This is a genomic window from Cedecea sp. FDAARGOS_727 (genome assembly GCF_012273235.1).
Classification (GTDB): Bacteria; Pseudomonadota; Gammaproteobacteria; order Enterobacterales; family Enterobacteriaceae; genus Cedecea; species Cedecea davisae.
This window is the reverse complement of sequence record NZ_CP050966.1, coordinates 1664248-1689323: the sequence shown is the minus strand read 5'-3', so window position 1 is coordinate 1689323 and position 25076 is coordinate 1664248. Positions and strand designations below refer to the sequence as shown.

General features: G+C 53.8%; 22 protein-coding genes. 18 read left to right on the top strand and 4 right to left on the bottom strand.

Translation table 11 applies throughout. The features are described 5' to 3' along the window. Positions 1-1545, top strand: a complete 1545-nt coding sequence (ilvA, locus tag FOC35_RS08140; protein ID WP_016538960.1) for a threonine ammonia-lyase, biosynthetic — start codon at positions 1-3, stop codon at positions 1543-1545. Here the strand turns inward: ilvA and ilvY are convergent. Next, a complete protein-coding gene (ilvY, locus tag FOC35_RS08135) occupies positions 1542-2435 on the bottom strand; it encodes an HTH-type transcriptional activator IlvY (protein ID WP_039899035.1) in 894 nt (297 codons plus the stop codon). The genes ilvA and ilvY overlap by 4 nt on opposite strands. 165 nt (positions 2436-2600) lie before the next feature. On the opposite strand from ilvY, the gene ilvC reads away from it, so the two are divergent. The 3 genes from ilvC to FOC35_RS08120 all read left to right on the top strand — a co-directional run bounded on the left by ilvC (position 2601) and on the right by FOC35_RS08120 (position 4980). After that, positions 2601-4076 carry a ketol-acid reductoisomerase gene (ilvC, locus tag FOC35_RS08130; RefSeq protein ID WP_172568637.1) on the top strand — a complete coding sequence of 492 codons (1476 nt, stop codon included), beginning with the start codon at positions 2601-2603 and terminating at the stop codon, positions 4074-4076. 89 nt (positions 4077-4165) lie between these two features. Next, positions 4166-4606 carry an Rrf2 family transcriptional regulator gene (locus tag FOC35_RS08125; RefSeq protein ID WP_172568636.1) on the top strand — a complete coding sequence of 147 codons (441 nt, stop codon included), beginning with the start codon at positions 4166-4168 and terminating at the stop codon, positions 4604-4606. After that, positions 4603-4980, top strand: coding sequence for a hypothetical protein (locus tag FOC35_RS08120; RefSeq protein ID WP_016538964.1), 378 nt, complete (start codon positions 4603-4605; stop codon positions 4978-4980). The genes FOC35_RS08125 and FOC35_RS08120 overlap by 4 nt, the downstream gene beginning before the upstream one ends. A gap of 29 nt (positions 4981-5009) precedes the next feature. Here the strand turns inward: FOC35_RS08120 and ppiC are convergent, their stop codons facing one another. Further along, a complete protein-coding gene (gene ppiC / locus FOC35_RS08115) occupies positions 5010-5291 on the bottom strand; it encodes a peptidylprolyl isomerase PpiC (protein WP_008455569.1) in 282 nt (93 codons plus the stop codon). Positions 5292-5374: 83 nt separating this feature from the next. On the opposite strand from ppiC, the gene rep reads away from it, so the two are divergent. Further along, positions 5375-7396, top strand: coding sequence for a DNA helicase Rep (rep, locus tag FOC35_RS08110; RefSeq protein ID WP_172568635.1), 2022 nt, complete (start codon positions 5375-5377; stop codon positions 7394-7396). 1 nt (position 7397) lies between these two features. Here rep and gppA read toward each other — a convergent pair whose 3' ends face one another. Both gppA and rhlB read right to left on the bottom strand, forming a co-directional pair. Further along, the gene (gene gppA, locus FOC35_RS08105) at positions 7398-8882 is read right to left on the bottom strand and encodes a guanosine-5'-triphosphate,3'-diphosphate diphosphatase (RefSeq protein WP_039899040.1); all 1485 of its coding nucleotides are present in this window, start codon (positions 8880-8882) and stop codon (positions 7398-7400) included. An 8-nt stretch (positions 8883-8890) separates the two neighbouring features. Further along, positions 8891-10159 (bottom strand): ATP-dependent RNA helicase RhlB, encoded by a 1269-nt coding sequence (gene rhlB, locus FOC35_RS08100; RefSeq protein WP_016538968.1) that lies wholly within the window; start codon positions 10157-10159, stop codon positions 8891-8893. 131 nt (positions 10160-10290) lie between these two features. On the opposite strand from rhlB, the gene trxA reads away from it, so the two are divergent. The 13 genes from trxA to FOC35_RS08035 all read left to right on the top strand — a co-directional run bounded on the left by trxA (position 10291) and on the right by FOC35_RS08035 (position 24988). Then, positions 10291-10620 (top strand): thioredoxin TrxA, encoded by a 330-nt coding sequence (gene trxA, locus FOC35_RS08095; protein WP_016538969.1) that lies wholly within the window; start codon positions 10291-10293, stop codon positions 10618-10620. A 359-nt stretch (positions 10621-10979) separates the two neighbouring features. Further along, complete coding sequence (gene rho, locus FOC35_RS08090) at positions 10980-12239, top strand: transcription termination factor Rho (RefSeq protein WP_008455558.1); 1260 nt, start codon at positions 10980-10982, stop codon at positions 12237-12239. A 253-nt stretch (positions 12240-12492) separates the two neighbouring features. Continuing rightward, the gene (gene wecA / locus FOC35_RS08085; protein ID WP_172568634.1) at positions 12493-13584 is read left to right on the top strand and encodes a UDP-N-acetylglucosamine--undecaprenyl-phosphate N-acetylglucosaminephosphotransferase; all 1092 of its coding nucleotides are present in this window, start codon (positions 12493-12495) and stop codon (positions 13582-13584) included. A 22-nt stretch (positions 13585-13606) separates the two neighbouring features. Further along, complete coding sequence (gene wzzE, locus FOC35_RS08080) at positions 13607-14653, top strand: ECA polysaccharide chain length modulation protein (protein ID WP_016538972.1); 1047 nt, start codon at positions 13607-13609, stop codon at positions 14651-14653. 61 nt (positions 14654-14714) lie between these two features. Beyond that, positions 14715-15845 carry a non-hydrolyzing UDP-N-acetylglucosamine 2-epimerase gene (wecB, locus tag FOC35_RS08075; RefSeq protein WP_172568633.1) on the top strand — a complete coding sequence of 377 codons (1131 nt, stop codon included), beginning with the start codon at positions 14715-14717 and terminating at the stop codon, positions 15843-15845. Next, complete coding sequence (gene wecC / locus FOC35_RS08070; RefSeq protein ID WP_016538974.1) at positions 15842-17104, top strand: UDP-N-acetyl-D-mannosamine dehydrogenase; 1263 nt, start codon at positions 15842-15844, stop codon at positions 17102-17104. Before wecB ends, wecC begins: the two co-directional genes overlap by 4 nt. Beyond that, a complete protein-coding gene (rffC, locus tag FOC35_RS08065; protein ID WP_172568632.1) occupies positions 17101-17778 on the top strand; it encodes a dTDP-4-amino-4,6-dideoxy-D-galactose acyltransferase in 678 nt (225 codons plus the stop codon). Before wecC ends, rffC begins: the two co-directional genes overlap by 4 nt. A gap of 4 nt (positions 17779-17782) precedes the next feature. Further along, a complete protein-coding gene (rffA, locus tag FOC35_RS08060; RefSeq protein ID WP_172568631.1) occupies positions 17783-18913 on the top strand; it encodes a dTDP-4-amino-4,6-dideoxygalactose transaminase in 1131 nt (376 codons plus the stop codon). A 1-nt stretch (position 18914) separates the two neighbouring features. Continuing rightward, positions 18915-20165: a lipid III flippase WzxE gene (gene wzxE, locus FOC35_RS08055; protein ID WP_172568630.1), complete on the top strand. Its 1251-nt coding sequence runs from the start codon at positions 18915-18917 to the stop codon at positions 20163-20165. Next, positions 20162-21241 carry a TDP-N-acetylfucosamine:lipid II N-acetylfucosaminyltransferase gene (locus tag FOC35_RS08050; RefSeq protein ID WP_172568629.1) on the top strand — a complete coding sequence of 360 codons (1080 nt, stop codon included), beginning with the start codon at positions 20162-20164 and terminating at the stop codon, positions 21239-21241. The genes wzxE and FOC35_RS08050 overlap by 4 nt, the downstream gene beginning before the upstream one ends. Beyond that, entirely contained in the window at positions 21238-22599 is a 1362-nt protein-coding gene (gene wzyE / locus FOC35_RS08045; RefSeq protein ID WP_172568628.1) for an ECA oligosaccharide polymerase, read from the top strand. Before FOC35_RS08050 ends, wzyE begins: the two co-directional genes overlap by 4 nt. An 11-nt stretch (positions 22600-22610) precedes the next feature. Then, positions 22611-23351, top strand: a complete 741-nt coding sequence (gene wecG / locus FOC35_RS08040) for a lipopolysaccharide N-acetylmannosaminouronosyltransferase (protein WP_172568627.1) — start codon at positions 22611-22613, stop codon at positions 23349-23351. Positions 23352-23602: 251 nt separating this feature from the next. Then, the gene (locus FOC35_RS08035; RefSeq protein WP_172568626.1) at positions 23603-24988 is read left to right on the top strand and encodes an amino acid permease; all 1386 of its coding nucleotides are present in this window, start codon (positions 23603-23605) and stop codon (positions 24986-24988) included. The last annotated feature ends 88 nt before the right edge of the window (positions 24989-25076 follow it).

Genomic DNA, 25076 nt, shown 5'->3' with positions numbered 1-25076 from the left:
ATGGCTGAGTCACAACCGCTACCCGACGCCCCCTGCGGGGCGGAGTATCTGCGAGCGGTGCTGCGCGCGCCGGTTTATGAAGTCGCACAGGTCACGCCGCTGCAGAAAATGGACAAGCTTTCTTCGCGCCTGGATAACGTTATCCTGGTGAAGCGCGAAGACCGCCAGCCGGTGCACAGCTTCAAGCTGCGCGGGGCATATTCGATGATTGCCGGGCTGAATAGCGAGCAGAAAGCCTGCGGTGTAATCACCGCTTCCGCAGGGAATCACGCTCAGGGCGTGGCGCTTTCTTCCACGCGGCTTGGCATCAAGTCGCTGATCGTTATGCCGGTGGCAACGGCGGATATCAAAGTGGACGCCGTGCGGGCGTTCGGTGGAGAAGTGTTGCTGCACGGCGCGAATTTCGACGAAGCAAAAGCTAAGGCCATCGAGCTTTCGCAATTGCAGGGGCTGACCTATGTTCCTCCGTTTGACCACCCGGCCGTCATTGCCGGGCAGGGGACGCTGGCGCTGGAGCTGTTGCAGCAGGATGCCCACATCGATCGAGTCTTTGTACCGGTTGGCGGCGGCGGGCTGGCGGCGGGCGTGGCGGTTCTGATCAAGCAACTGATGCCGCAGATCAAAGTGATCGCGGTGGAAGCGGAAGACTCAGCCTGCCTGAAGGCGGCGCTCGATGCCGGTAAACCTGTCGATCTGGCTCGGGTTGGGCTGTTTGCGGAAGGCGTCGCGGTTAAACGCATCGGGGATGAAACATTCCGCGTTTGTCAGGAATATCTGGACGACATCATCACCGTGGATAGCGATGCCATCTGTGCGGCGATGAAGGACCTGTTTGAGGATGTGCGTGCCGTTGCTGAGCCTTCCGGGGCGCTGGCGCTGGCCGGAATGAAAAAGTACATCCAGCAGCACAATATCCGCGGTGAACGCCTGGCGCATGTGCTGTCCGGAGCTAACGTTAACTTCCACGGATTGCGTTATGTTTCCGAACGCTGTGAGCTGGGTGAACAACGTGAAGCGCTGCTGGCGGTAACCATTCCCGAGCAGAAGGGCAGCTTCCTGAAGTTCTGCCAGCTGCTGGGCGGACGTTCGGTAACCGAGTTTAACTATCGCTATGCCAGCTCCGACAATGCCTGCATTTTTGTCGGCGTACGTCTGACCCGGGGTGTGGACGAGCGTAAGGAAATTATCGGCCAGCTGAGCGAAGGCGGTTATGGAGTGGTCGATCTCTCTGACGATGAGATGGCGAAGCTTCATGTTCGCTACATGGTCGGCGGGCGGCCTTCCAAGCCGCTGCGCGAAAGGCTCTACAGCTTTGAATTCCCGGAATCTCCGGGCGCGCTGCTGAAGTTCCTCAGTACGTTGGGTACGCACTGGAACATTTCCCTGTTCCATTACCGTAGCCACGGCACCGACTACGGACGGGTACTGGCGGCGTTCGAGCTGGGTGAGAACGAGCTGGATTTCGAAACCCGCCTCAACGAGCTGGGCTACGAATGCCACGACGAAACCAATAACCCGGCGTTCCGTTTCTTCCTGGCCGGTTAATGACTGCCGGGCAGTAGTTTCCAGAACGCACTAACAAGCGGCTCATTGAGCCGCTTTTTTTGTACACAAACGCCAAGCTCGAACGGCGTGTTCTCATCGCTACGCTCCAGGATCAGCACGCGGTTGCGAACCGGCTCGGGGCTGTTTTCCAGCACTATCTCGGGGATTAGCGCTACGCCGCAGCCCAGCGCCACCATCGAAACCATGGCTTCGTGCCCGGCAACCGTGGCGTAAATCAGCGGGTTACTGACTTTCTGGCGGCGGAACCACAGCTCAATACGGCGGCGGACCGGCCCCTGTTCGGGCAGGATAAACGGAATTTTGGCCCAGTCGGGTTCCGGCTGGCTGACCTGAGCGCGAACCGGGCAAGGAAGCGCGGGGGCAATGAGCGCGACGGACAAATTTTCTAGCATCGAAAAAGCGACGCCCGGCGGCAGAGATTCCGGCTTTCCGGCAATGGCGAGATCGGCTTCGTTGGAGTCGACTTTTTCCACCGCATCGGCAGCATCGCCGGTAGTGAGCTTGATTTCAACGGAGGGATGCTCGGCTCGGAAGCGGTCAAGGATCGGCGGTAAGTGACTGTAGGCGGCGGTGACCGAGCAAAACAGATGCAGCTCGCCGCTCAGGGAAGGCCCCTGCTGGCCTAGCGTATGCCGCATCTGCTGATATTGAAGCAGCGTATGCTGGGCAAACTGGCGCAGCTGCTCCCCGGCCTCGGTCAGCGTAACGGTGCGGTTATCACGTAAAAATAGCGGCTGACCAAGGTCGTCTTCCAGGCGCTGGATCTGGCGCGAAAGTGTAGAGGGGCTGACGTGCATCGCGCGGGCGCTACGCCCGAAATGACGGCTTTCGGCCAGATGCAGAAAGGTTTTCAGATCGCGTAAATCCATGGTTGCCTGCCCTCGGTTTGGCATTGCAATAATTGCAACGCGACGTTGTTAATATATCAATTTAAGCAACGCATTTCCTGTCATATAGTGGGTTCATTCTATGCAGCACGACACGGCTGCAGAGCCCTTACAATAAGCACAACACGACACATACGGAGTTCTACGATGGCTAATTATTTCAACACTTTGAACCTGCGTCAGCAGTTAGCGCAGTTGGGTAAATGTCGCTTCATGGGGCGCGATGAATTCGCCGATGAAGCAAGCTACCTCAAAGGTAAAAAAGTGGTCATCGTCGGCTGTGGCGCTCAGGGTCTTAACCAGGGCCTGAACATGCGCGACTCCGGGCTGGATGTTTCCTATGCTCTGCGTGCAGAAGCGATTGCGGAAAAACGTGCTTCATGGCGTAAAGCGACCGAAAACGGCTTTAAAGTAGGAACTTACGAAGAGCTGATCCCGCAGGCCGACCTGGTTGTTAACCTGACGCCTGACAAGCAGCACTCCTCCGTCGTTCAGGCCGTGCAGCCGATGATGAAAGATGGCGCTGCGCTGGGCTATTCCCACGGCTTCAACGTGGTTGAAGTGGGCGAAACCATCCGTAAAGACATCACCGTTGTTATGGTGGCGCCGAAGTGCCCGGGTACTGAAGTTCGTGAAGAATATAAACGTGGTTTCGGCGTGCCGACGCTTATCGCCGTTCACCCGGAAAACGACCCGAAAGGCGAAGGCATGGCTATCGCTAAAGCCTGGGCTGCTGCAACCGGCGGCCACCGTGCTGGCGTGCTGGAGTCTTCCTTCGTGGCTGAAGTTAAATCTGACCTGATGGGCGAGCAGACTATCCTGTGCGGTATGCTGCAAGCCGGTTCTCTGCTGTGCTTCGACAAGCTGGTGGCTGAAGGGACGGATGCGGCCTATGCCGAAAAACTGATTCAGTTTGGCTGGGAAACCATCACCGAAGCATTGAAGCAGGGCGGTATTACGCTGATGATGGACCGTCTGTCCAACCCGGCTAAAATCCGCGCTTATGCGCTGTCTGAGCAGCTGAAAACCATCATGGCGCCGCTGTTCCAGAAACATATGGATGACATCATCTCCGGTGAATTCTCCTCTGGCATGATGGCTGACTGGGCAAACGACGATAAAAACCTGCTGACCTGGCGCGAAGAGACCGGCAAAACCGCGTTCGAAACCGCTCCGCAGTTTGAAGGTAAAATCTCCGAGCAGGAATACTTCGATAAATGCGTTCTGATGATCGCCATGGTGAAAGCGGGCGTTGAGCTGGCCTTCGAAACCATGGTAGACGCGGGCATCATCGAAGAGTCTGCTTACTACGAATCACTGCACGAACTGCCGCTGATCGCCAACACCATCGCTCGTAAGCGTCTGTACGAAATGAACGTGGTCATCTCTGATACCGCTGAATACGGCAACTACCTGTTCTCCTATGCAGCCGTTCCGCTGCTGAAAGAGTTTATGACGACTCTGCAGGCGGGCGATCTGGGCAAAGAGATCCCGGCTGCCGCGGTAGATAACGCCCAACTGCGCGATGTGAACGAAGCGATTCGTAACCACGAAATCGAAAACGTGGGCAAGAAACTGCGTGGCTATATGACTGATATGAAACGCATTGCTGTTGCTGGCTAATAGCTCAGTGAAAAGGAAAAGGCGCTCAGGCGCCTTTTTTTGTGCCCGTCATCTTGCCCCCTCTCTTTTTATGTAATATTGTAAGTTACATGAAAACAAACAACTCCTTCTCAGCAACGCTGCACATCCTGCTCCACCTCGAGCAGATGGAAAAACCGTTAACATCGGAGCAGATGGCCGCTTTTATCGACGGCAACCCGGCATTTATTCGTAAAGTTCTGGCTGGCCTGCGCGAGAGCAAAATCGTCTGCTCGACCAAAGGGCATCACGGCGGCTGGAAGCTCTGCCGCCCGGCAAGCGAAGTCACGCTGCTGGATATTTATCTGGCGCTGGGTTCGCCTGGGCTCTTTGCCCTGGGCAACCGTAATGAAAACCCGGAATGTCTGGTTGAGCAGGGGGTTAATCGGGTGATGTCCGATACCTTCGCCGCGGCCGAAGAGCTGGTGCTGGCGCGCTTTAAAAGCCTGACATTACGGGATATAGGCAGCGAATTTATCAGCTATTTCAATGAAAAGGGGCACGATGAATGATCTCTACTTTAACTACTGACCTGCCGGTCTGCCTGATGATAGCGCTGGCCGCCGCCAGTATTTCGATGACGATTACGCAAACAGAGCTGTTTGCCGGTTTACGCGGCTGGACGGCAAGAAAGAATGCCATGCTGGGCCATCTATTCCAGTGTTTCTACTGCCTTAGCCACTGGGTTGTATTTGCAGGCATGCTTGTTTATCGCCCGTATCTGCTGCACAGCGGAATGCCGGTAATTGACTGGATCATGACGGCGTTTATTACCCTCACGCTGACCACTTTTGTGAACGGGATTATCTTTAAAGTGTTCCAGATGGCGGTCGGTACCCATTTGCTGAAGCATGAGGCTCAGCAGACGTTACACCCGACAAAATAATGTAAAGGCCGGGAAACCCGGCCTTTAACTTAGTTGCGGTACAGCACCTTGATGATGTGGTAACCGAACTGAGTGTGCAGCGGGCCATAAGGCTCCAGCAGCGGGCAGGAGAAAACCACTTTATCGAAAGCAGGAACCATCTGGCCCTGGCGGAATTCACCCAGGTGGCCGCCTTTTTTACCCGATGGGCAGGTGGAGTGTTTCTTGGCCAGTTTTTCGAAGTCGCCGCCGTTTTTCAGCTGTTCGAGAAGGTCTAAAGCCAGTTTTTCTTCCTTTACAAGGATATGCAGTGCTGCTGCGGTTTTTGCCATGATAGTGCCTTGAGTCATGTTGATTACGCTCGCTATACTACCACGCTGTTTTTCTCCCCTCCCGACTTTCATTGAGTGACCTTATGCGTTTAAACCCTGGCCAACAACAAGCCGTCGAATTTGTCACCGGACCCTGCCTCGTATTGGCCGGCGCTGGCTCGGGTAAAACTCGCGTAATCACTAATAAAATCGCCCATTTGATTCGCGAGAGTGGCTACCAGGCTCGGCACATTGCGGCGGTGACTTTTACCAATAAAGCCGCGCGCGAAATGAAGGAGCGTGTGTCGCAAACGCTGGGGCGTAAAGAAGCCAGAGGGCTGATGATTTCCACCTTCCACACTCTGGGGCTGGAAATTATCAAGCGCGAGTACGCGGCATTGGGAATGAAGTCTAATTTCTCGCTGTTTGACGATACAGACCAGACGGCGTTACTAAAAGAGTTAACCGAGGGGCTGCTGGAGAATGACAAAGTTCTGCTCCAGCAGTTGATTTCGACTATCTCTAACTGGAAAAACAGCCTGCTGACTCCGGCTCAGGCCGCGGCACAGGCTAAAGGCGAGCGGGATCGTATTTTTGCCCACTGCTACGGGCTTTATGACACGCACCTGAAGTCCTGTAACGTTCTGGACTTCGATGATTTGATTCTGCTGCCAACTCTGCTTCTGCAACGTAATCAAGAGGTTCGGGAGCGCTGGCAAAACCGCATCCGTTATCTGCTGGTGGATGAATATCAGGATACCAACACCAGCCAGTACGAGCTGGTGAAGCTGCTGGTAGGCGCCCAGGCACGATTTACCGTGGTAGGCGATGACGATCAGTCGATTTACTCGTGGCGTGGTGCGAACCCACAAAACCTGGTTTTACTGAGTAAGGATTTCCCGGCGCTGCAGGTGATTAAGCTTGAGCAAAACTACCGCTCATCTCGCCGCATTTTGAATGCGGCAAATATCCTGATAGCCAATAATCCGCACGTTTTCGAAAAGCGGCTTTTCTCCGAGCTTGAACACGGCGCGGCGTTAAAAGTAGTGACGGCGAATCATGAAGAACATGAGGCGGAGCGGGTAACGGGGGAGCTTATCGCTCACCACTTTATCAATAAAACTGACTATAAAGATTACGCCATTTTGTACCGCGGTAACCATCAGTCGCGGGTGTTTGAAAAGATGTTGATGCAAAACCGCATTCCGTATCGTATTTCCGGCGGCACCTCATTTTTCTCGCGTCCTGAAATTAAAGATCTGCTGGCTTACCTGCGCGTGCTCACCAACCCGGATGACGATAGCGCCTTCTTGCGCATCGTTAACACGCCGAAACGCGAAATTGGCCCGGCAACGCTGCAAAAGCTTGGCGAGTGGGCGACGCAGCGCAATAAGAGCCTGCTGACCGCCAGTTTTGATATGGGGCTGAGCCAAACCCTCAGCGGGCGAGGGCTGGAGTCTTTACAGCGTTTTACCCACTGGCTGCGCGAAGTGGCTACGCTCGCCGAACGGGAGCCGGTTGCCGCAGTACGTGACCTTATCCACGGCATTGATTACGAAAGCTGGCTGTATGAAACGTCGCCCAGCCCGAAGGCCGCCGAAATGCGCATGAAAAACGTTAATCAGCTGTTCAGTTGGATGACGGAAATGCTGGAAGGAAGCGATCTGGACGAACCGATGACTCTGGTTCAGGTGGTGACTCGTTTTACCCTGCGCGACATGATGGAGCGCGGCGAAAGCGAAGATGAGGCCGATCAGGTCCAACTGATGACGCTGCACGCATCCAAGGGGCTGGAATTCCCGTACGTCTATCTGGTTGGCATGGAGGAAGGGATCCTGCCGCATCAGAGCAGCATTGATGAAGATAATGTGGATGAAGAGCGTCGGCTGGCTTACGTGGGCATTACGCGCGCTCAAAAAGAGCTGACCTTCACGCTTTGCAGGGAGCGCCGTCAGTACGGTGAACTGGTGCGCCCCGAGCCGAGCCGCTTCCTGCTGGAGCTGCCGCAGGATGATTTAAGCTGGGAAACCGAGCGTAAAGTCGTTTCTGCTGAAGAGCGAATGCAAAAGGGACAGAGTAATGTCGCCAACATCCGCGAAATGTTGGCAAAAGCGCGTAAAAGCTGAGTTAGTTAACGTTAAGCGGCCAATGAACGTAGCTTTGCCAGAGTTTTTCCTGCTCGAGCAATTCGGCGCCGAGCGGGTGGCAGGCCAGCCAGTGTTCAGGCAGCCCGAGATGCAGCATTTCACCCTCTGCCCGAAGGTCGATAACCGGCAAAATGTCGTCGCGACGGCGGCTGGCGAAAATAATAGCCAGACGCAACAGGCGGCAAAGGCGCTCGGCCACGCGCGGCGGCACCGCGTTCTGCTGGTGCAAAGATGAAAGATCGACGGGATTGGTCTGATTAAGCAACAACGTTGCCAGCAGTTTTTTCTGGGCAGGCGTGTAGCCCGGCAGGTCCAGATTTTTCACCAGATAGGCCGCGTGCTGTGGCGCATGTCTGAAATCAATGCTTAGGCCAATTTCATGTAGCAGAGCGCTGCTTGCGAGCATTTGCTGACTGAGGGGATCGAGTTCCCACGGCCCAGCGACCTGGGAAGCAAAGTTTTGCGCCAGCTGTTCCACGCGGGCAGCCTGGCCGGTATCTACCATGAAACGCCGCTGTACGTTACGCAGCGTTCTCTGGCGAATCTCCTGGTCGACCGCGAGATGCAGCATGCCGTACACCAAACCCTCACGCAGCGCGCCGCCGGCGAGCGTCATGCATTCGATGCCGAGTTGCTCGAAAATGGCGATAAGTATGGCTAAACCACTTGGGAAAACTAAAGCGCGTTCCAGGGTTAAGCCTTCTATTTCAAGCTCTTCAAGGCGACCACATTGTATCGCTCGCTGTTTTAGCTGTTGCAGTTTTGCCAGGGTAATGCGTTCATCCATCCCCTGCGCCATCATGATTTCCTGCAAAGCCTGAACGGTACCTGAGGCACCCACGCAGATTTTCCAGCCATGGCTTTTGAGCTCGTCAATGACCGGCTTGAGCACTTCGCTGGCCGCTGCTTCAGCAGCAGCAAAGTTTTCCTGGGCGAGATTGCGGTCACTAAAGAAGCGTTCCAGCCAGGTCACACAGCCCATAGAAAGGCTGAACAGGGAAGTCGTTTGCGCCCCCGTACCCGTCACCAGTTCGGTGCTCGCGCCGCCGATATCCACTACCAGGCGCTGGTCAGCGCCGCCGGTCGTATGGGCCACGCCCTGATAAATCAGGCGAGCTTCTTCTTCGCCGCGTATAACCTGCACCGGGCAGCCGAGGATCTGCTGAGCTTTTTGCAAAAAAACGTCGGCGTTAACCGCAAGACGAAGCGTCGCTGTGGCTACCACGCGGATTTGGCTCTGAGGAATATCCTGAAGACGTTCGGCGAATAAGCGCAGGCATTGCCAGCCGCGCTCCATTGCTTCCGGGGAGAGAACGCACTCGCTGTTTAAACCGGCAGCGAGGCGAACTTTTCGTTTGATGCGGGTTAAAGTTTGTATGCTTCCCGCCACCTCACGCACAACCAACATATGAAAACTGTTAGAACCCAGATCAATTGCTGCATACAGTGAGGTGGAGCTAAGCATAGATTTTTTTAACCTGCGCGACGACGATTACCACGGGGAGCACCACCGCGACGTGGGCCGTTGCCCGGGCGGGCGCGGGTCAGACGTTTTGGCGGAGGAAGCTCGTTTAACAGCGCTTCGGCATTGTATTTACTGACCGGAATCGAGTGGCCGATATAGGTTTCGATCGCCGACAGGTTCAGGGCGTAATCTTCACATGCGAGGCTTATCGAGTGACCGCTTGCCCCGGCACGACCGGTACGGCCAATGCGGTGCACGTAATCTTCGCAATCGTCAGGCAAATCGTAGTTGAAGACGTGAGTGACGGCCGGAATGTGTAAGCCACGAGCCGCAACGTCGGTTGCTACCAGAATATCGAGGTCGCCACGGGTAAATTCTTCGAGAATGCGCAGACGCTTCTTCTGTGCAACGTCGCCGGTTAACAGCCCAACGCGGTGGCCGTCTGCGGCCAGATGACCCCAGATATCTTCGCAGCGATGCTTGGTGTTAGCAAAGATGATGGCGCGGTCCGGCCATTCTTCTTCGATGAGCGTTTGCAGCAGGCGCATTTTTTCATCGTTAGAAGGATAGAACAGCTCTTCTTTAATGCGGTGGCCGGTTTTCTGTTCCGGTTCAACTTCTACATATTCCGCATTGTTCATCTGCTCAAAGGCAAGTTCACGTACGCGGTAAGAGAGGGTGGCGGAGAACAGCATGTTCAGGCGCTGGGTAACCGGCGGCATGCGGCGGAACAGCCAGCGAATATCTTTAATAAAGCCGAGGTCGTACATGCGGTCGGCTTCATCCAGCACCACAACCTGAATGGCGCCTAAATTAATGTGGTTCTGTTTGGCATAGTCGATTAAGCGACCGGTAGTGCCAATCAAAATGTCTACGCCGCTTTCCAGCACTTTCAGCTGTTTATCATAGCCGTCGCCGCCGTAGGCAAGGCCAAGCTTCAGGCCGGTGGCCTGCGCGAGAGGCTCGGCATCCGAGTGAATCTGTACCGCTAACTCGCGGGTTGGCGCCATAATCAAGGCGCGCGGCTGATTCACCTGACGGTTCTCAGGAACCGGGTGTGAGAGTAAATAGTGGAACGTTGACGTCAGAAACGCCATCGTTTTGCCTGTACCGGTTTGCGCCTGCCCTGCAACGTCACGATTCGCCAGTGTCAGCGGAAGTGCCAGTGCCTGAATTGGGGTGCAGTTATGAAAGCCTTTACTTTCAAGGGCTTCAATCACCTTAGGGTGCAGGGCGAAGTCGGAAAACTTCTTTTCGGTCAAATGTGTTTTGCTCATAGTGTGGTAGAATATCAGTTTACTATTGCTTTACGAAAGCACATCCGTTGAAATAAACCGGGTGAAATAAAGTCACCCCAAGTTGGTTAATGCTACACCAACAAGGTAGACACAATCCTGTGGAGTAGAACATGAGCGATAAAATTATTCACCTGACTGACGGCAGTTTCGACACGGACGTGCTTAAATCTGACGGGTTGATTCTGGTTGATTTCTGGGCAGAGTGGTGTGGTCCTTGCAAAATGATTGCCCCGATTCTCGACGAGATCGCTGATGAATATCAGGGCAAACTCACCGTGGCTAAGCTGAACATCGACCAGAACCCGGGTACAGCGCCAAAATACGGCATTCGCGGTATCCCAACCCTGCTGCTGTTCAAGAACGGTGAAGTGGCCGCCACCAAAGTGGGTGCGCTGTCTAAAGGCCAGTTAAAAGAGTTCCTCGACGCTAATCTGGCATAATGGAATCTCAGCCGGTGCGTGCCGGGCTTGCATTTTTTTGTGAGCTGCTGGACGCCCGGCGTCAGTCATGCTAAGTTAAGTTTGACTTCGCTTTGAACTTGCCTTTTAGTTTGAATCTTTGTATTACCTAATGCTTCCCGCTCGCTGTCAAATCAACTCTCTTTTACAGCAATCACAGCGGATGCATAACCGATTTCGGGCTTATCACTCATTCCGTTATATCGTTTCAGTTCTGCGTTTTTCCTATGACCAGGCAGCGATTAGCATGTGTGGTAGCCATTAAACAGGCATGGATGACCCTGCCATACCATTCACGAAACTAAGTTCGAGATTTACCCCGAGTTTAAGAACCCACCATTATGAATCTTACCGAATTAAAGAATACGCCGGTTTCTGAGCTGATTACTCTCGGCGAAAATATGGGGCTGGAAAACCAAGCCCGCATGCGCAAGCAGGACATCATTTTCTCCATCCTGAAGCAACACGCTAAGAGTGGCGAAGATATCTTTGGTGATGGCGTGCTGGAGATACTGCAGGATGGATTTGGTTTCCTCCGCTCCGCAGACAGCTCCTACCTTGCCGGTCCCGATGACATCTACGTTTCTCCCAGCCAAATCCGCCGTTTCAACCTCCGCACAGGGGATACCATCTCCGGTAAGATTCGTCCGCCGAAAGAAGGCGAACGTTACTTTGCGCTGTTGAAAGTTAACGAAGTTAACTATGACAAGCCGGAAAACGCCCGTAGCAAGATCCTGTTTGAAAACTTAACCCCGCTGCATGCCAACTCTCGTCTGCGCATGGAACGTGGTAACGGTTCAACCGAAGACTTGACTGCTCGCGTACTGGACCTGGCATCGCCTATCGGTCGTGGCCAGCGTGGCCTGATCGTCGCGCCGCCAAAAGCCGGTAAAACTATGCTGCTGCAAAACATCGCTCAGAGCATTGCTTACAACCATCCGGACTGTGTGCTGATGGTTCTGCTGATCGATGAACGTCCGGAAGAAGTGACCGAGATGCAGCGTCTGGTAAAAGGTGAAGTTGTTGCTTCTACCTTTGACGAACCAGCTTCCCGCCACGTTCAGGTAGCCGAAATGGTTATCGAGAAGGCGAAGCGCCTGGTTGAGCATAAGAAAGACGTTATCATCCTGCTGGACTCCATCACCCGTCTGGCTCGTGCGTACAACACCGTGGTTCCGGCCTCAGGCAAAGTGCTGACCGGTGGTGTGGACGCTAACGCCCTGCACCGTCCAAAACGCTTCTTCGGCGCCGCGCGTAACGTGGAAGAGGGCGGCAGCCTGACCATCATTGCTACCGCGCTTATCGATACCGGCTCTAAAATGGATGAAGTTATCTACGAAGAGTTTAAAGGCACCGGCAATATGGAACTGCATCTCTCCCGTAAGATCGCAGAAAAACGCGTCTTCCCGGCTATCGATTACAACCGTTCCGGTACCCGTAAAGAAGAGCTGCTGACGACCCAGGAAGAGCTGCAGAAAATGTGGATCCTGCGCAAAATCATCCACCCTATGGGTGAGATCGATGCAATGGAGTTCCTCATCAATAAGTTGGCGATGACTAAAACCAACGACGACTTCTTTGATATGATGAAGCGCTCTTAAGTAACAAAAACTCGGGGAACGCCACGCTTAGTCGTGGCGTTTTTCTTTTCTGCTCTATACGATATGCTCGCGGCAAATTCCTATAGCTTGCCTTCATCCAACAATGGATACTGCGTTATCTTTCGGATTATGCATCAGCCTGGATTAATAATGAGCAATTATTTCAAGGAGGAGCCGTGACGAATACCGGTCTTGCAGAGAGATACTATGATGCTAATGAGCCTGGTCTTTTATTTTGTCGAGAGTTTTCACTGTGAATCTATTCACCGCTGGAACTGAGCTAACTCTGGTTTTTTTATTTACTACCGCATTTCTCTTTTGCGCGCGTAAGGTTGCTCGCAAAGTTGGGCTGGTCGATAAACCCAATTTCCGTAAGCGCCACCAGGGCTCTATTCCGCTGGTAGGCGGCATTTCCGTATACGCCGGAATATGTTTTACCTTTTTAATCAGCAACTATTATATTCCTCATCTCTGGCTCTATATGTTCTGCGCTGGGGTGTTGGTTTTGGTCGGTGCGCTGGATGATCGCTTCGACATCAGCGTAAAGATTCGGGCCTTTGTGCAGGCTGTTATCGCTATAGTTATGATGTCAGTCGGCAAGCTTTATCTCAGCAGTCTTGGCTACATCTTTGGTCCCTGGGAGCTGCTGCTTGGCCCGTTCGGCTACTTCCTGACGCTGTTTGCCGTCTGGGCGGCTATCAACGCCTTTAATATGGTCGACGGCATTGATGGCCTGCTGGGTGGACTTTCCTCTGTTTCCTTTGCGGCAATGGGTGTAATCCTTGTTCTTGAAGGTCAGTACAGCCTGGCAATGTGGTGTTTTGCCATGATAGTTGCCATTCTTCCCTACATTCTCCTGAACCTTGGGGTGCTGGGCCGCCGTTACAAGGTCTTTATGGGGGACGCCGGTAGCACACTAATCGGCTTTACTGTTATCTGGATTTTGCTGGAAACAACACAGGGTAAAACACCTTCTATAAGTCCGGTGACCGCCCTGTGGATAATAGCTATCCCGTTGATGGACATGATAGCTATTATGTATCGTCGCCTACGCAAAGGGATGAGTCCGTTCTCTGCCGATCGCCAGCATATTCACCATTTAATTATGCGAGCTGGCTTTACTTCACGACAGGCCTTTGTGCTGATAACCCTTGTAGCAGCGCTGCTTGCAGCGTTCGGTGTTGCTGCCGAATATGCCCATTTCATCCCTGAGTGGGTAATGTTGGCATTGTTCTTGCTTGCATTTGTACTATACGATTTTTGTATTAAACGAGCCTGGAAAGTGGCCCGCTTTATCAGACGTCATAAGCGTCGCATTCGCAGAAACAACAACGTAAACATTTAGTCTGACTTGAATTGGGGAAGCGATGAAAGAGAACGTGCCGGGCAGCAACCCTGCGGTGGATAATGAGCTGGATATCCGCGGCTTGTTTCGTACGCTGTGGCAGGGCAAATTCTGGATTGTTGGCATTGCGTTTATTTTTGCCATTATCGCACTGACCTACACCTTTTTAGCCAAACAAGAGTGGAGCGCGACGGCGATAACCGATCGTCCAACGGTCAATATGCTGGGGGGGTACTACTCCCAGCAGCAGTTCCTGCGCAACCTGGATATCAAATCTGATATGGCTTCGACGGACAGGCCATCGGCCATGGATGAGGCGTATAAAGAGTTCATCGTTCAGCTCTCCGCCTACGATACCCGAAGAGATTTCTGGCTGCAGACCGATTACTACAAGCAGCGTCAGGTCGGCAATAGCAAAGCGGATGCCGCGCTGTTGGATGAAATTACCGACAATATTCAGTTTACCTCCGGGGATGCCGCCCGCAACATCAGCGATAGCGTGAAGCTGACGGCTGAAACCGCGGCGGATGCCAATAACCTGCTTCGTCAATATGTTGCCTTCGCCAGCCAGCGTGCGGCCAGCCATCTCAACGAAGAGCTGACCGGAGCATGGGCGGCGCGAACCACTCAGATGAAGGCCCAGGTCAAACGTCAGGAAGCAGTGGCGCAGGCTATCTACGACCGTAAAATGAAAAGTATTGAGCAAGCGCTGAAGATTGCTCAACAGCAGAATATCACCCGCAGCGAAACCAACGTACCGGCAGATGAACTTCCTGATTCAGAGATGTTTATGCTCGGTCGTCCGATGCTGCAGGCGAGGCTGGAAAGCCTGCAGGCCGTAGGGCCTGATTTTGATATCGACTACGATCAGAATCGGGCGATGCTAAATACCCTGAACGTCGGCCCTACCGTCGATGCTCGTTTCCAGACCTATCGTTATTTACGCACTCCTGAAGAGCCGGTCAAACGCGACAGCCCACGTCGTGCGTTCCTGCTCATCATGTGGGGCGCGGTCGGGGCGCTTATCGGTGCTGGCGTGGCATTGGCTCGCCGCCCCAAAATCGCTTAAGCCCTTTATTAGTGGAGGAGCGATGGAATGCCTCCACTTTATTCAAAAGAAGAGAATCACCGTGAAAGTGTTAACTGTTTTTGGCACGCGTCCTGAAGCTATAAAAATGGCTCCTCTGGTGGACGCGCTGGCGAAAGACGCGTTTTTTGACGCGAAAGTATGTGTAACGGCGCAGCATCGCGAGATGCTGGATCAGGTATTACATCTGTTCTCAATTAAACCTGATTATGATTTAAATATTATGAAGCCGGGGCAGGGCTTGACGGAAATCACCTGTCGGATCCTGGAAGGCCTGAAGCCTATTCTGGAGTCTTTCAAGCCGGATGTTGTTTTGGTGCATGGCGATACCACCACGACCGTTGCGGCCAGCCTGGCGGCGTTTTACCAGCGTATTCCCGTGGGGCACGTTGAGGCGGGCCTGCGCACCGGTGATATTTATTCTCCGTGGCCGGAAGAGGCGAACCGTACTTTGACGGGGCATCTCGCCACCTGGCATTTTGCGCCAACGGAAACTTCCCGGCAGAACCTGCTGCGGGAAAACATTGCTGAACAGAAAATTTCGGTCACCGGAAATACGGTTATTGATGCGCTTCTTTCCGTACGTGACCGCGTCTTAATGCAGGATGATGTACGCAAGGAAATTGAGGCGAAGCATACTTTCCTCGATGCCAGCAAAAAAATGATCCTGGTCACCGGGCACCGTCGCGAAAGCTTTGGCGATGGCTTTGAGCGTATTTGCCACGCGCTGGCGAAAATAGCCGAACAAAACAGTGATGTGCAGATAGTTTATCCGGTTCACCTGAATCCAAACGTTAGCGAGCCGGTTCGGCGCATTCTGGGCCATGTGGACAACGTCGTCCTGATTGAGCCTCAGGAGTATCTGCCGTTTGTTTACCTGATGAATCACGCCTGGCTTATCCTCACCGACTCCGGCGGTATCCAGGAAGAGGCTCCGTCTCTCGGCAAACCTGTGTTGGTGATGCGCGAAACCACCGAGCGCCCTGAAGCTGTGGCCGCAGGTACTGTGCGCCTGGTCGGAACCAATGAAGAGACGATCGTAGCCGAAGTGACCCGGCTGCTTCGTGATGAGCAGGAATATCATGCGATGAGCCGCGCTCACAACCCTTACGGGGATGGCGAAGCCTGCAGCCGAATTCTGAATGCTTTGAAACAAAATCAGGTGACATCATGAGTTTTACCACCATCTCCGTCATTGGCCTGGGTTATATCGGTTTGCCTACCGCAGCGGCGTTTGCTTCCCGTAAGCGTAAAGTTATTGGCGTTGATATTAATCAGCGCGCGGTAGATACCATTAATCGCGGGGCGATTCATATCGTCGAGCCTGATTTAGACAAGGTGGTGAAATCTGCGGTGGAAGAGGGGTTCTTGCGGGCCACCACCCAGCCGGTTGAAGCAGATGCTTATCTGATTGCTGTTCCAACGCCTTTTAAAGGCGAGCACCAGCCGGATATGGTGTATGTCAAATCCGCGGCGGACTCCATTGCACCTGTGCTAAAAAAAGGCGCTCTGGTGGTGCTGGAGTCTACCTCACCGGTCGGCGCTACGGAGCAAATGGCCGAATGGCTGGCTGCTCTGCGCCCCGATTTAAGCTTCCCTCAGCAGGTCGGAGAAGAGGCTGATATCAACATAGCCTATTGCCCGGAGCGTGTCTTGCCGGGGCAGGTAATGGTTGAACTCATTAAAAACGATCGTGTGGTTGGCGGAATGACGCCGGTATGCTCGGCTCGTGCCAGCGAGCTCTACAAAATCTTCCTCGAAGGTGAATGCGTAATCACTAATTCCCGCACCGCCGAGATGTGCAAGTTAACCGAAAACAGCTTCCGTGATGTAAACATTGCCTTTGCTAACGAACTGTCGCTTATCTGTGCCGACCAGGGAATTAACGTCTGGGAGCTGATTCGCCTTGCGAATCGTCACCCTCGGGTCAATATTTTGCAGCCGGGGCCAGGCGTAGGCGGGCACTGCATTGCGGTCGACCCGTGGTTTATCGTGTCGCAAAATCCTGAACAGGCTCGCCTGATTCGTACCGCGCGTGAAGTGAATGACGGCAAGCCATTCTGGGTTATCAATCAGGTAAAAGCAGCGGTTGCCGACTGCCTGAGTGAAACCGGCCGCCGTGCCAGCGAACTGAAAATCGCCTGCTTTGGGCTGGCGTTCAAACCGAATATTGATGACCTGCGCGAAAGTCCGGCGATGGAAATCGCTGAGCTGCTGGCCGAATGGCATAGCGGAACAACGCTAGCGGTCGAACCCAATATTCATGAGCTTCCGGCAAAATTGACGGGCCACTGCGAGCTGGTGTCTACCGACGTGGCTCTGGAACAGGCCGATATCCTGGTGATGCTGGTCGATCACAAAGAATTTAAAGCTATTCCGGCCACAAGCGTACGGCAGCCGTGGATTGTCGATGCTAAAGGCGTGTGGCGATGAGCCTGATTTACGCAACCCTGAACGCTCTGGAGTGGGAAAACCATTTCTTCGGGATCAACAGCAGCGCGGTGCGAATTGCTGAGGATGCCCCGGCGCTGACGCCAGAACGGTTAAACGCCTGGGGACGGGTTCAGGCAAAGATCCCAACGCATCGAACCGACTGGCTCGATGCCCTGCAGCAGCTCGGTTTTCAACTGGTTGAAGGTGAAGTGGATTTAGCGCTTTGTGTTGGCACGCAAAATGCAGATATTCACGTCGATATTGCTCAGCCAGATGAGATCCCGGCCCTGCGTAACGCGGCGGCTCAGGCTTTTAAGCAAAGCCGCTTTCGCGCACCCTGGTTTCAGGAGGCGGACAGCGGTCGTTTCTATGCTCAGTGGATTGAAAATGCGGTACTCGGCACCTTTGATAACCAATGCCTGTTGCTGAAAGATACCGGCACTATGCGGGGCTTTGTGACGCTGCGCCAGCTTAACGGCGACGAAGCGAGAATTGGCCTGCTCGCCGGGCAGGGTGCGGGCGGTGAGCTTATGGCCGCGGCAAAATATTGGTGCCAGCAGCGCGGTATCCGGACGCTACGGGTAGCTACCCAGGTGAGCAATATCGCCGCTCTGCGTCGCTATATTAACAGCGGCGCCACGATAGAAAGCACGGCTTTCTGGTTATACAGGTGAAAAAATGATCCCATTTAACGCTCCGCCGGTTGTAGGTACAGAACTCGAATATATGCAGGCTGCAATGGGCAGCGGCAAGCTTTGCGGCGACGGCGGTTTTACCCGTCGCTGCCAGCAGTGGATGGAGCAACGTTTTGGCAGCAAGAAAGTCCTGCTGACTCCGTCCTGCACCGCTTCACTGGAAATGGCCGCCATCCTGCTTGATATCAAGCCAGGCGATGAAGTGATTATGCCGAGCTACACCTTCGTCTCGACGGCAAATGCTTTTGTGCTGCGTGGAGCCGTTATCATATTCGTGGATGTTCGTCCTGACACCATGAATATTGATGAAACCAAAATTGAAGCGGCTATCACCGAGAAAACCCGCGCCATCGTGCCGGTGCATTACGCGGGCGTTGCCTGTGAAATGGACACCATCATGGCTATCGCCAATAAACACGGCCTGTTTGTGGTGGAAGATGCCGCCCAGGGCGTGATGTCGACCTATAAAGGGCGGGCGCTGGGCTCAATTGGCCATATCGGCTGCTTTAGCTTTCATGAAACTAAAAACTACACCGCGGGCGGCGAAGGCGGAGCGACGCTGATTAATGACCCGTCGCTTATCGAGCGTGCGGAAATTATTCGTGAAAAGGGCACTAACCGCAGCCAGTTCTTCCGCGGGCAGGTGGACAAATACACCTGGCGCGATATCGGTTCAAGCTACCTGATGGCAGACTTGCAGGCCGCTTATCTGTGGGCGCAGCTTGAGGCCGCCGAGAAAATTAATCAGCAGCGCCTGAAGCTATGGCAAACCTACCATGATGCGCTTGCTCCGCTGGCAACATCCGGGCGTATTGAGCTGCCGTCGATACCGAAAGACTGCGTGCAGAATGCCCATATGTTTTATATCAAGCTGCGTGATATTGAAGACCGCAGCGCGCTGATTGCCTACCTTAAAGAAGCGGAAATCATGGCGGTGTTCCATTACATTCCGCTTCACGCTTGCCCGGCCGGTGAGCGGTTTGGCCGCTTCCACGGCGAAGATAGTTTCACTACCCGTGAAAGCGAGCGCCTGCTGCGCCTGCCTCTGTTCTACAACCTTTCTGCCGTGAACCAGCGTACCGTTATCAATACGTTGCAAAGCTACTTCGCCTGATATGTCTCTTGCCAAAGCTTCGGTGTGGACCGCGGGGTCCACGCTAGTCAAAATCGGCGCGGGCCTGCTGGTGGTCAAAATGTTGGCGGTGGCTTTTGGGCCTTCCGGCGTAGGGCTTGCCGGTAACTTTCGTCAGATGGTTACCGTGCTTGGCGTGCTGGCGGGTGCAGGCATTTTTAATGGCGTAACCAAATATGTTGCTGAACATCATGACGATCCGGCTCAACTTAAACGAGTCATAGGCACGTCGTCGACAATGGTGCTCGGCTTCTCATCCGTACTGGCGGTTATTTTTGTTCTGGCCGCCCGCCCAATCAGCATTGGATTATTTGGCCACGCTGACTATCAGAACCTGGTACGCCTGGTGGCGCTGGTGCAAATGGGCATAGCCTGGGCGAACCTGTCGCTGGCTATAATCAAAGGTTTTCGGGATGCGGCAGGCAACGCCTTTGCGCTGATCGCCGGCAGTATAATCGGGGTTATCGCTTATTATCTTTGTTACCGCTTGGGCGGCTATCCGGGCGCACTGCTGGGCCTGGCCCTTGTGCCTGCTCTGGTCGTTATCCCGGCGTCGCTTATGCTGCTAAGGCGCGGGCATATTCCTCTGGATTACCTGAAGCCGGGCTGGGATAAGCTGCTGGCAAGCCATCTGGGTAAGTTCACCATTATGGCGCTGATTACTTCCGTCACGCTGCCGGTGGCTTACGTGATGATGCGAAATCTGCTGGCCGCGCACTATAGCTGGGACGAGGTTGGTATCTGGCAAGGGGTGAGCAGTATTTCAGATGCCTACCTGCAATTTATCACCGCGTCCTTTAGCGTTTATTTATTGCCGACGCTGTCGCGGCTGAAGGAAAAAAGCGCCATCACGCGTGAGATTACGCGTTCGCTGAAGTTTGTGCTGCCTGCGGTGGCCGCTGCGAGCCTGACCGTGTGGCTGCTGCGCGACTTTGCCATCTGGCTGCTGTTTTCGCCTAAATTTATTGCGATGCGCGATCTGTTTGCCTGGCAGCTGGTTGGCGATGTATTAAAAGTGGGGGCTTATGTATTTGGCTATCTGGTCATTGCGAAGGCATCGCTGCGTTTTTATATTTTGACTGAAATTAGTCAGTTTGCTTTATTGACCGGCTTCTCACGCTGGTTAATACCGGCTCATGGCGCGCTGGGTGCAGCTCAGGCCTACATGGCAACTTACATTGTCTATTTTGCGCTCTGCTGTGGCGTTTTCTTTATTTATCGTAGACGAGCATGACAACACTGATTCACGTTTTGGGATCTGATATCCCGCATCATAATCAGACGGTACTGCGTTTTTTCAATGACGTTTTAGCCGCCACGACTCCCCATGCTCAGGAATTTATGGTGGTCTCCGGGGATAGCTCTCTGCCGTCCGCTTTTCCGTCTCTTTCCGTCTCGCTTTACGCCTCTAAGCAGGCTATCGCTGCTGAAGTGCTGGCAAAAGCACGAGCCAACCGCCAGCAGCGTTTTTTCTTCCACGGGCAGTTTAACAGCAGTCTGTGGATTGCTTTATTAACCGGCGGTCTGAAACCGGAACAGGTGAACTGGCATATCTGGGGAGCCGACCTTTACGAGGTTTCCCGTAGCTTTAAATTCCGCCTGTTTTACCAGCTGCGCCGGTTTGCTCAGGGACGCGTTGGGCAGATCTTTGCGACTCGCGGCGATTTAAACTATTTCCATCAGCGGCATCCGCAGGTGCCGGGTGAACTACTTTATTTCCCTACGCGCATGGACCCGAGCCTTAACGCAATGGCTACGGACAAAGAACCCGGTAAGCAGTTGACGCTGCTGGTGGGCAATTCCGGCGACCGCAGTAACCAGCACATTGCCGCGCTTAAGGCCATTCACCAGCAGTTTGGCGATGCGGTTCGCGTGGTGGTGCCGATGGGCTATCCTGATAATAACCAGCCGTATATCTCGGAAGTACAGCAGGCCGGGAAAGCCTTATTCAGCCCGGAAAATCTGCAAGTGCTGACGGAAAAAATCGAATTCAACGCCTACCTGGCTCTGCTCCGGCAGTGCGACCTGGGTTATTTCGTTTTTGAACGCCAGCAGGGCATTGGTACGCTATGCCTGCTTATTCAGGCCGGGATCCCTTGCGTACTGAATCGCAAAAATCCTTTCTGGCAGGATATGGTTGAGCAGCATGTTCCGGTGCTGTTCACCGAAGATGCGCTGGATGAAGCGACCGTGCGTGAAGCGCAGCGTCAGCTTCGCCTGCTGGATAAGCAGAATATCGCCTTCTTTAACCCGGGCTTTATCGACGGTTGGCACCAGGCCCTTAACGTGGCCGCGGGAGAGAATGCATGAGCCTCACGCAATTTGGCGGTTTATTTGTCGTCTGGTTCCTGTCGGTCATGTTCATCGGGCTGCTGACTTACCAGGAGTTCCGTCGCGTACGGTTTAACTTCAACGTATTCTTCTCGCTGCTCTACCTGCTGACCTTTTTCTTTGGTTTTCCGTTCACCTGTACCCTGGTGTTCCGGTTCGGCGTTGCCGTGGTGCCTGCGGACGTCCTGCTCCAGGCGCAGCTTGCGGCAGCATGCTTCTACGGGATTTATTACGTCAGCTATAAAACCCGGCTGCGGGCCAAAAGTGAGGGCAGAGAACGCCGCCCATTATTCCGAATGAACCGCGTCGAGACGCATCTTACCTGGCTCATGCTGGTGCTGGTGGCGCTTATCAGCGTGGGGATTTTCTTCGCCCACAACGGGTTCCTGCTGTTTAAGCTGCACTCTTACAGCCAAATTTTCTCCAGCGAAGTTTCCGGGGTAGCGCTCAAACGTTTCTTCTACTTCTTCATCCCTGCGATGCTGGTGGTGTATTTCCTGCGTCAGGATAGCCGCGCCTGGATTTTCTTCCTGGTGAGCACCGTGGCCTTTGGTCTGCTGACTTACATGATTGTGGGCGGCACGCGCGCCAATATCATCATCGCCTTTGCCATCTTCCTGTTTATCGGCATTATCCGCGGCTGGATCTCGCTGTGGATGCTGGCGGCGGCGGGCGTGCTGGGTATTGTCGGTATGTTCTGGCTGGCGCTAAAGCGCTACGGACTGAACGTCAGCGGAGACGAAGCGTTTTATACCTTCCTCTACCTGACGCGCGATACCTTTTCGCCGTGGGAGAACCTGGGGCTGCTGCTGCAAAACTACGATAAAATCGAGTTTCAGGGGCTGGCTCCAATTATCCGCGACTTCTACGTATTTATTCCCGGTTGGCTGTGGCCGGACCGGCCTGGTACCGTGTTGAATACTGCGAACTACTTTACCTGGCAGGTGCTGAATAATCACTCCGGGCTGGCCATTTCACCGACGCTGATTGGTTCGCTGGTGGTCATGGGCGGCGTGTGGTTTATTCCACTTGGCGCGGTTGTGGTGGGACTCATCATCAAATGGTTTGACTGGCTTTATGAGCTGGCAAATCGGGAAGCGAACCGCTACAAAGCCGCGATAATCTACGCATTCTGCTTCGGAGCCATTTTCAATATGATTGTGCTGGCCCGCGAAGGGCTGGACTCATTCGTTTCGCGAGTGGTGTTTTTCCTGGTAATTTTTGGCGCCTGCCTGGTAGCGGCCAAACTTCTTTATTGGCTATTTGAAAGCGCGGGCCTTATTCATCAGCGCCTGCGCCGCGTGTCTCGTCCCATGACGAATACGCAAAATGCATGACAAGGATATTCATGAATAACCCTATTGATGCCCCTTTTTACTCGATTCGAGGCCTCAATCTGCTGGGATGGCGAGATATGCAGCACGCGCTGGACTATCTCTATGCCGACGGCCACCTGCGGCAGGGAACGCTGGTTGCGATTAATGCTGAAAAAGTGCTTACCGCAGAAGATGATGAGCAAGTTCGCGGCCTGATTGCCGCAGCGGAATATAAATATGCCGATGGTATCAGCGTCGTGCGTTCAATCCGCAAAAAGTATCCTGAAGCGCGGGTAAACCGTGTCGCAGGGGCCGACCTGTGGGAAGCGCTGATGCTGCGTGCCGGGCGGGAAGGTACGCCGGTCTTTTTGATAGGCGGCAAGCCCGAGGTGCTGGCACAAACCGAGGCAAAATTGCGCCAGCTTTGGCAGGTTAACATCGTTGGCAGCCAGGACGGTTATTTCACGGCATTGCAGCGGCAGGCGCTGTTTGAGCGAGTGCGCGACAGCGGAGCCGCCATTGTGACGGTAGCCATGGGCTCTCCACGCCAGGAGCTCCTGATGCAGGAATGCCGCAAGGTTCATCCTCATGCGCTGTATATGGGCGTGGGCGGGACTTATGATGTCTTTACCGGGCGCGTAAAGCGTGCGCCAAAGATCTGGCAAAATCTCGGTCTTGAATGGTTGTACCGCCTGCTTTCACAGCCGAGCCGGATTAAACGCCAGTTGAGACTGCTGCGTTACCAGGGCTGGCACTTTAGCGGCAAGCTCTGACTCATAACGCGCCCATCCGGGCGCGTTTTTACTTCCGCGATTTTCCACCACTCTCCTTGCGATTTGTTACGCGTTTATTTGTAATTTTTTAAAAAATGCGAAACCATTGCGCCCACTCAATGCAGTGCCGTAGTGATGTTGCGCCAGCAAATCTATTGCCGGTGCTGCATGGCCTGTTATTGAGCTATGGCTTTGACCATCACAATAACCGGTAAAAACCGGAGTAAAAGCAAACACAAAACAGAGGATTTATGGCAGAGAAACAAGCAGAGCTGCAGCGCGGGCTGGAAGCTCGACATATTGAACTTATTGCCCTTGGGGGGACAATTGGCGTTGGCCTGTTTATGGGCGCCGCCAGTACCCTGAAGTGGGCGGGCCCCTCGGTATTGCTGGCGTACATTGTTGCGGGCCTGTTCGTCTTCTTCATTATGCGTTCGATGGGGGAGATGCTGTTCCTTGAACCGGTAGCCGGTTCCTTCGCGGTTTATGCCCACCGTTATATGAGCCCTTTCTTTGGCTATCTTACCGCCTGGTCCTACTGGTTTATGTGGATGGCGGTGGGGATCTCCGAGATAACGGCGATAGGCGTTTATGTCCAGTACTGGTTCCCTGAGTTACCCCAGTGGCTCCCGGCTATCTTTGCCGTTGGCCTGGTCGCGCTGGCAAACCTTGCCGCGGTGCGCCTGTACGGTGAAATAGAGTTCTGGTTCGCAATGATTAAGGTCACAACCATTATTGTGATGATTGTCGTGGGGCTTGGGGTTATCTTTTTCGGATTTGGGAATCACGGCCAGGCCATCGGCTTTAGCAACCTGACCGAGCACGGCGGCTTCTTTGCCGGAGGCTGGAAGGGCTTCCTGACGGCGTTATGTATTGTTGTGGCTTCCTATCAGGGCGTTGAGCTTATCGGCATTACCGCCGGTGAAGCGAAGAACCCGCAGGTCACTCTGCGCAGCGCCGTGGGTAAAGTTTTATGGCGTATTCTGATTTTCTATGTGGGCGCCATTTTCGTTATCGTGACTATCTTCCCGTGGAACCAGATTGGTACCACCGGCAGCCCGTTTGTGCTGACCTTCGCCAAAATCGGCATTACCGCGGCGGCAGGTATTATCAACTTTGTGGTGCTGACCGCCGCGCTCTCCGGCTGTAATAGCGGGATGTATAGCTGCGGGCGTATGCTGTATGCGTTGGCTAAAAATCGCCAGCTACCGGCTAAAATGGCTAAAGTCTCGCGCAGCGGCGTGCCCGTGGCAGGCGTTGCCGTTTCCATTGTGATTTTGCTGCTTGGTTCATGCCTGAACTACGTTATCCCTAACCCGCAGCGCGTATTCGTTTATGTCTACAGCGCCAGCGTATTGCCGGGAATGGTGCCATGGTTTGTTATCCTGATAAGCCAGATTCGCTTCCGTAAAGCACATCGCCAGGCGATTGCCAGCCATCCTTTCCGTTCCATTATGTTCCCGTGGGCAAATTACCTGACGATGGCATTCCTGGTATGCGTGCTGGTCGGCATGGGGCTGAATGAAGATACGAGAATGTCGCTGACGGTAGGGGTTATCTTTTTGGCCGCCGTAACGCTGATATACAAGGTCTTTGGCCTGAATAAGCATGTCGTTAGCGAAAAACTGGATGGATAAGCATCAGGATGCGCAAAGCATAACCAAACGCGCAGTTTTACGAGTATTTTATTGAAATAACCACTAGACAGCTGAGCACGAAGCCCGT

Coding starts and splice junctions, on each gene's coding strand:
- ilvA (WP_016538960.1), top strand. CDS start 1: ATGGCTGAGTCACAACCGCTACCCGACGCCCCCTGCGGGGCGGAGTAT.
- ilvY (WP_039899035.1), bottom strand. CDS start 2,435: ATGGATTTACGCGATCTGAAAACCTTTCTGCATCTGGCCGAAAGCCGT.
- ilvC (WP_172568637.1), top strand. CDS start 2,601: ATGGCTAATTATTTCAACACTTTGAACCTGCGTCAGCAGTTAGCGCAG.
- FOC35_RS08125 (WP_172568636.1), top strand. CDS start 4,166: ATGAAAACAAACAACTCCTTCTCAGCAACGCTGCACATCCTGCTCCAC.
- FOC35_RS08120 (WP_016538964.1), top strand. CDS start 4,603: ATGATCTCTACTTTAACTACTGACCTGCCGGTCTGCCTGATGATAGCG.
- ppiC (WP_008455569.1), bottom strand. CDS start 5,291: ATGGCAAAAACCGCAGCAGCACTGCATATCCTTGTAAAGGAAGAAAAA.
- rep (WP_172568635.1), top strand. CDS start 5,375: ATGCGTTTAAACCCTGGCCAACAACAAGCCGTCGAATTTGTCACCGGA.
- gppA (WP_039899040.1), bottom strand. CDS start 8,882: ATGCTTAGCTCCACCTCACTGTATGCAGCAATTGATCTGGGTTCTAAC.
- rhlB (WP_016538968.1), bottom strand. CDS start 10,159: ATGAGCAAAACACATTTGACCGAAAAGAAGTTTTCCGACTTCGCCCTG.
- trxA (WP_016538969.1), top strand. CDS start 10,291: ATGAGCGATAAAATTATTCACCTGACTGACGGCAGTTTCGACACGGAC.
- rho (WP_008455558.1), top strand. CDS start 10,980: ATGAATCTTACCGAATTAAAGAATACGCCGGTTTCTGAGCTGATTACT.
- wzzE (WP_016538972.1), top strand. CDS start 13,607: ATGAAAGAGAACGTGCCGGGCAGCAACCCTGCGGTGGATAATGAGCTG.
- wecC (WP_016538974.1), top strand. CDS start 15,842: ATGAGTTTTACCACCATCTCCGTCATTGGCCTGGGTTATATCGGTTTG.
- rffC (WP_172568632.1), top strand. CDS start 17,101: ATGAGCCTGATTTACGCAACCCTGAACGCTCTGGAGTGGGAAAACCAT.
- rffA (WP_172568631.1), top strand. CDS start 17,783: ATGATCCCATTTAACGCTCCGCCGGTTGTAGGTACAGAACTCGAATAT.
- wzxE (WP_172568630.1), top strand. CDS start 18,915: ATGTCTCTTGCCAAAGCTTCGGTGTGGACCGCGGGGTCCACGCTAGTC.
- FOC35_RS08050 (WP_172568629.1), top strand. CDS start 20,162: ATGACAACACTGATTCACGTTTTGGGATCTGATATCCCGCATCATAAT.
- wzyE (WP_172568628.1), top strand. CDS start 21,238: ATGAGCCTCACGCAATTTGGCGGTTTATTTGTCGTCTGGTTCCTGTCG.
- wecG (WP_172568627.1), top strand. CDS start 22,611: ATGAATAACCCTATTGATGCCCCTTTTTACTCGATTCGAGGCCTCAAT.
- FOC35_RS08035 (WP_172568626.1), top strand. CDS start 23,603: ATGGCAGAGAAACAAGCAGAGCTGCAGCGCGGGCTGGAAGCTCGACAT.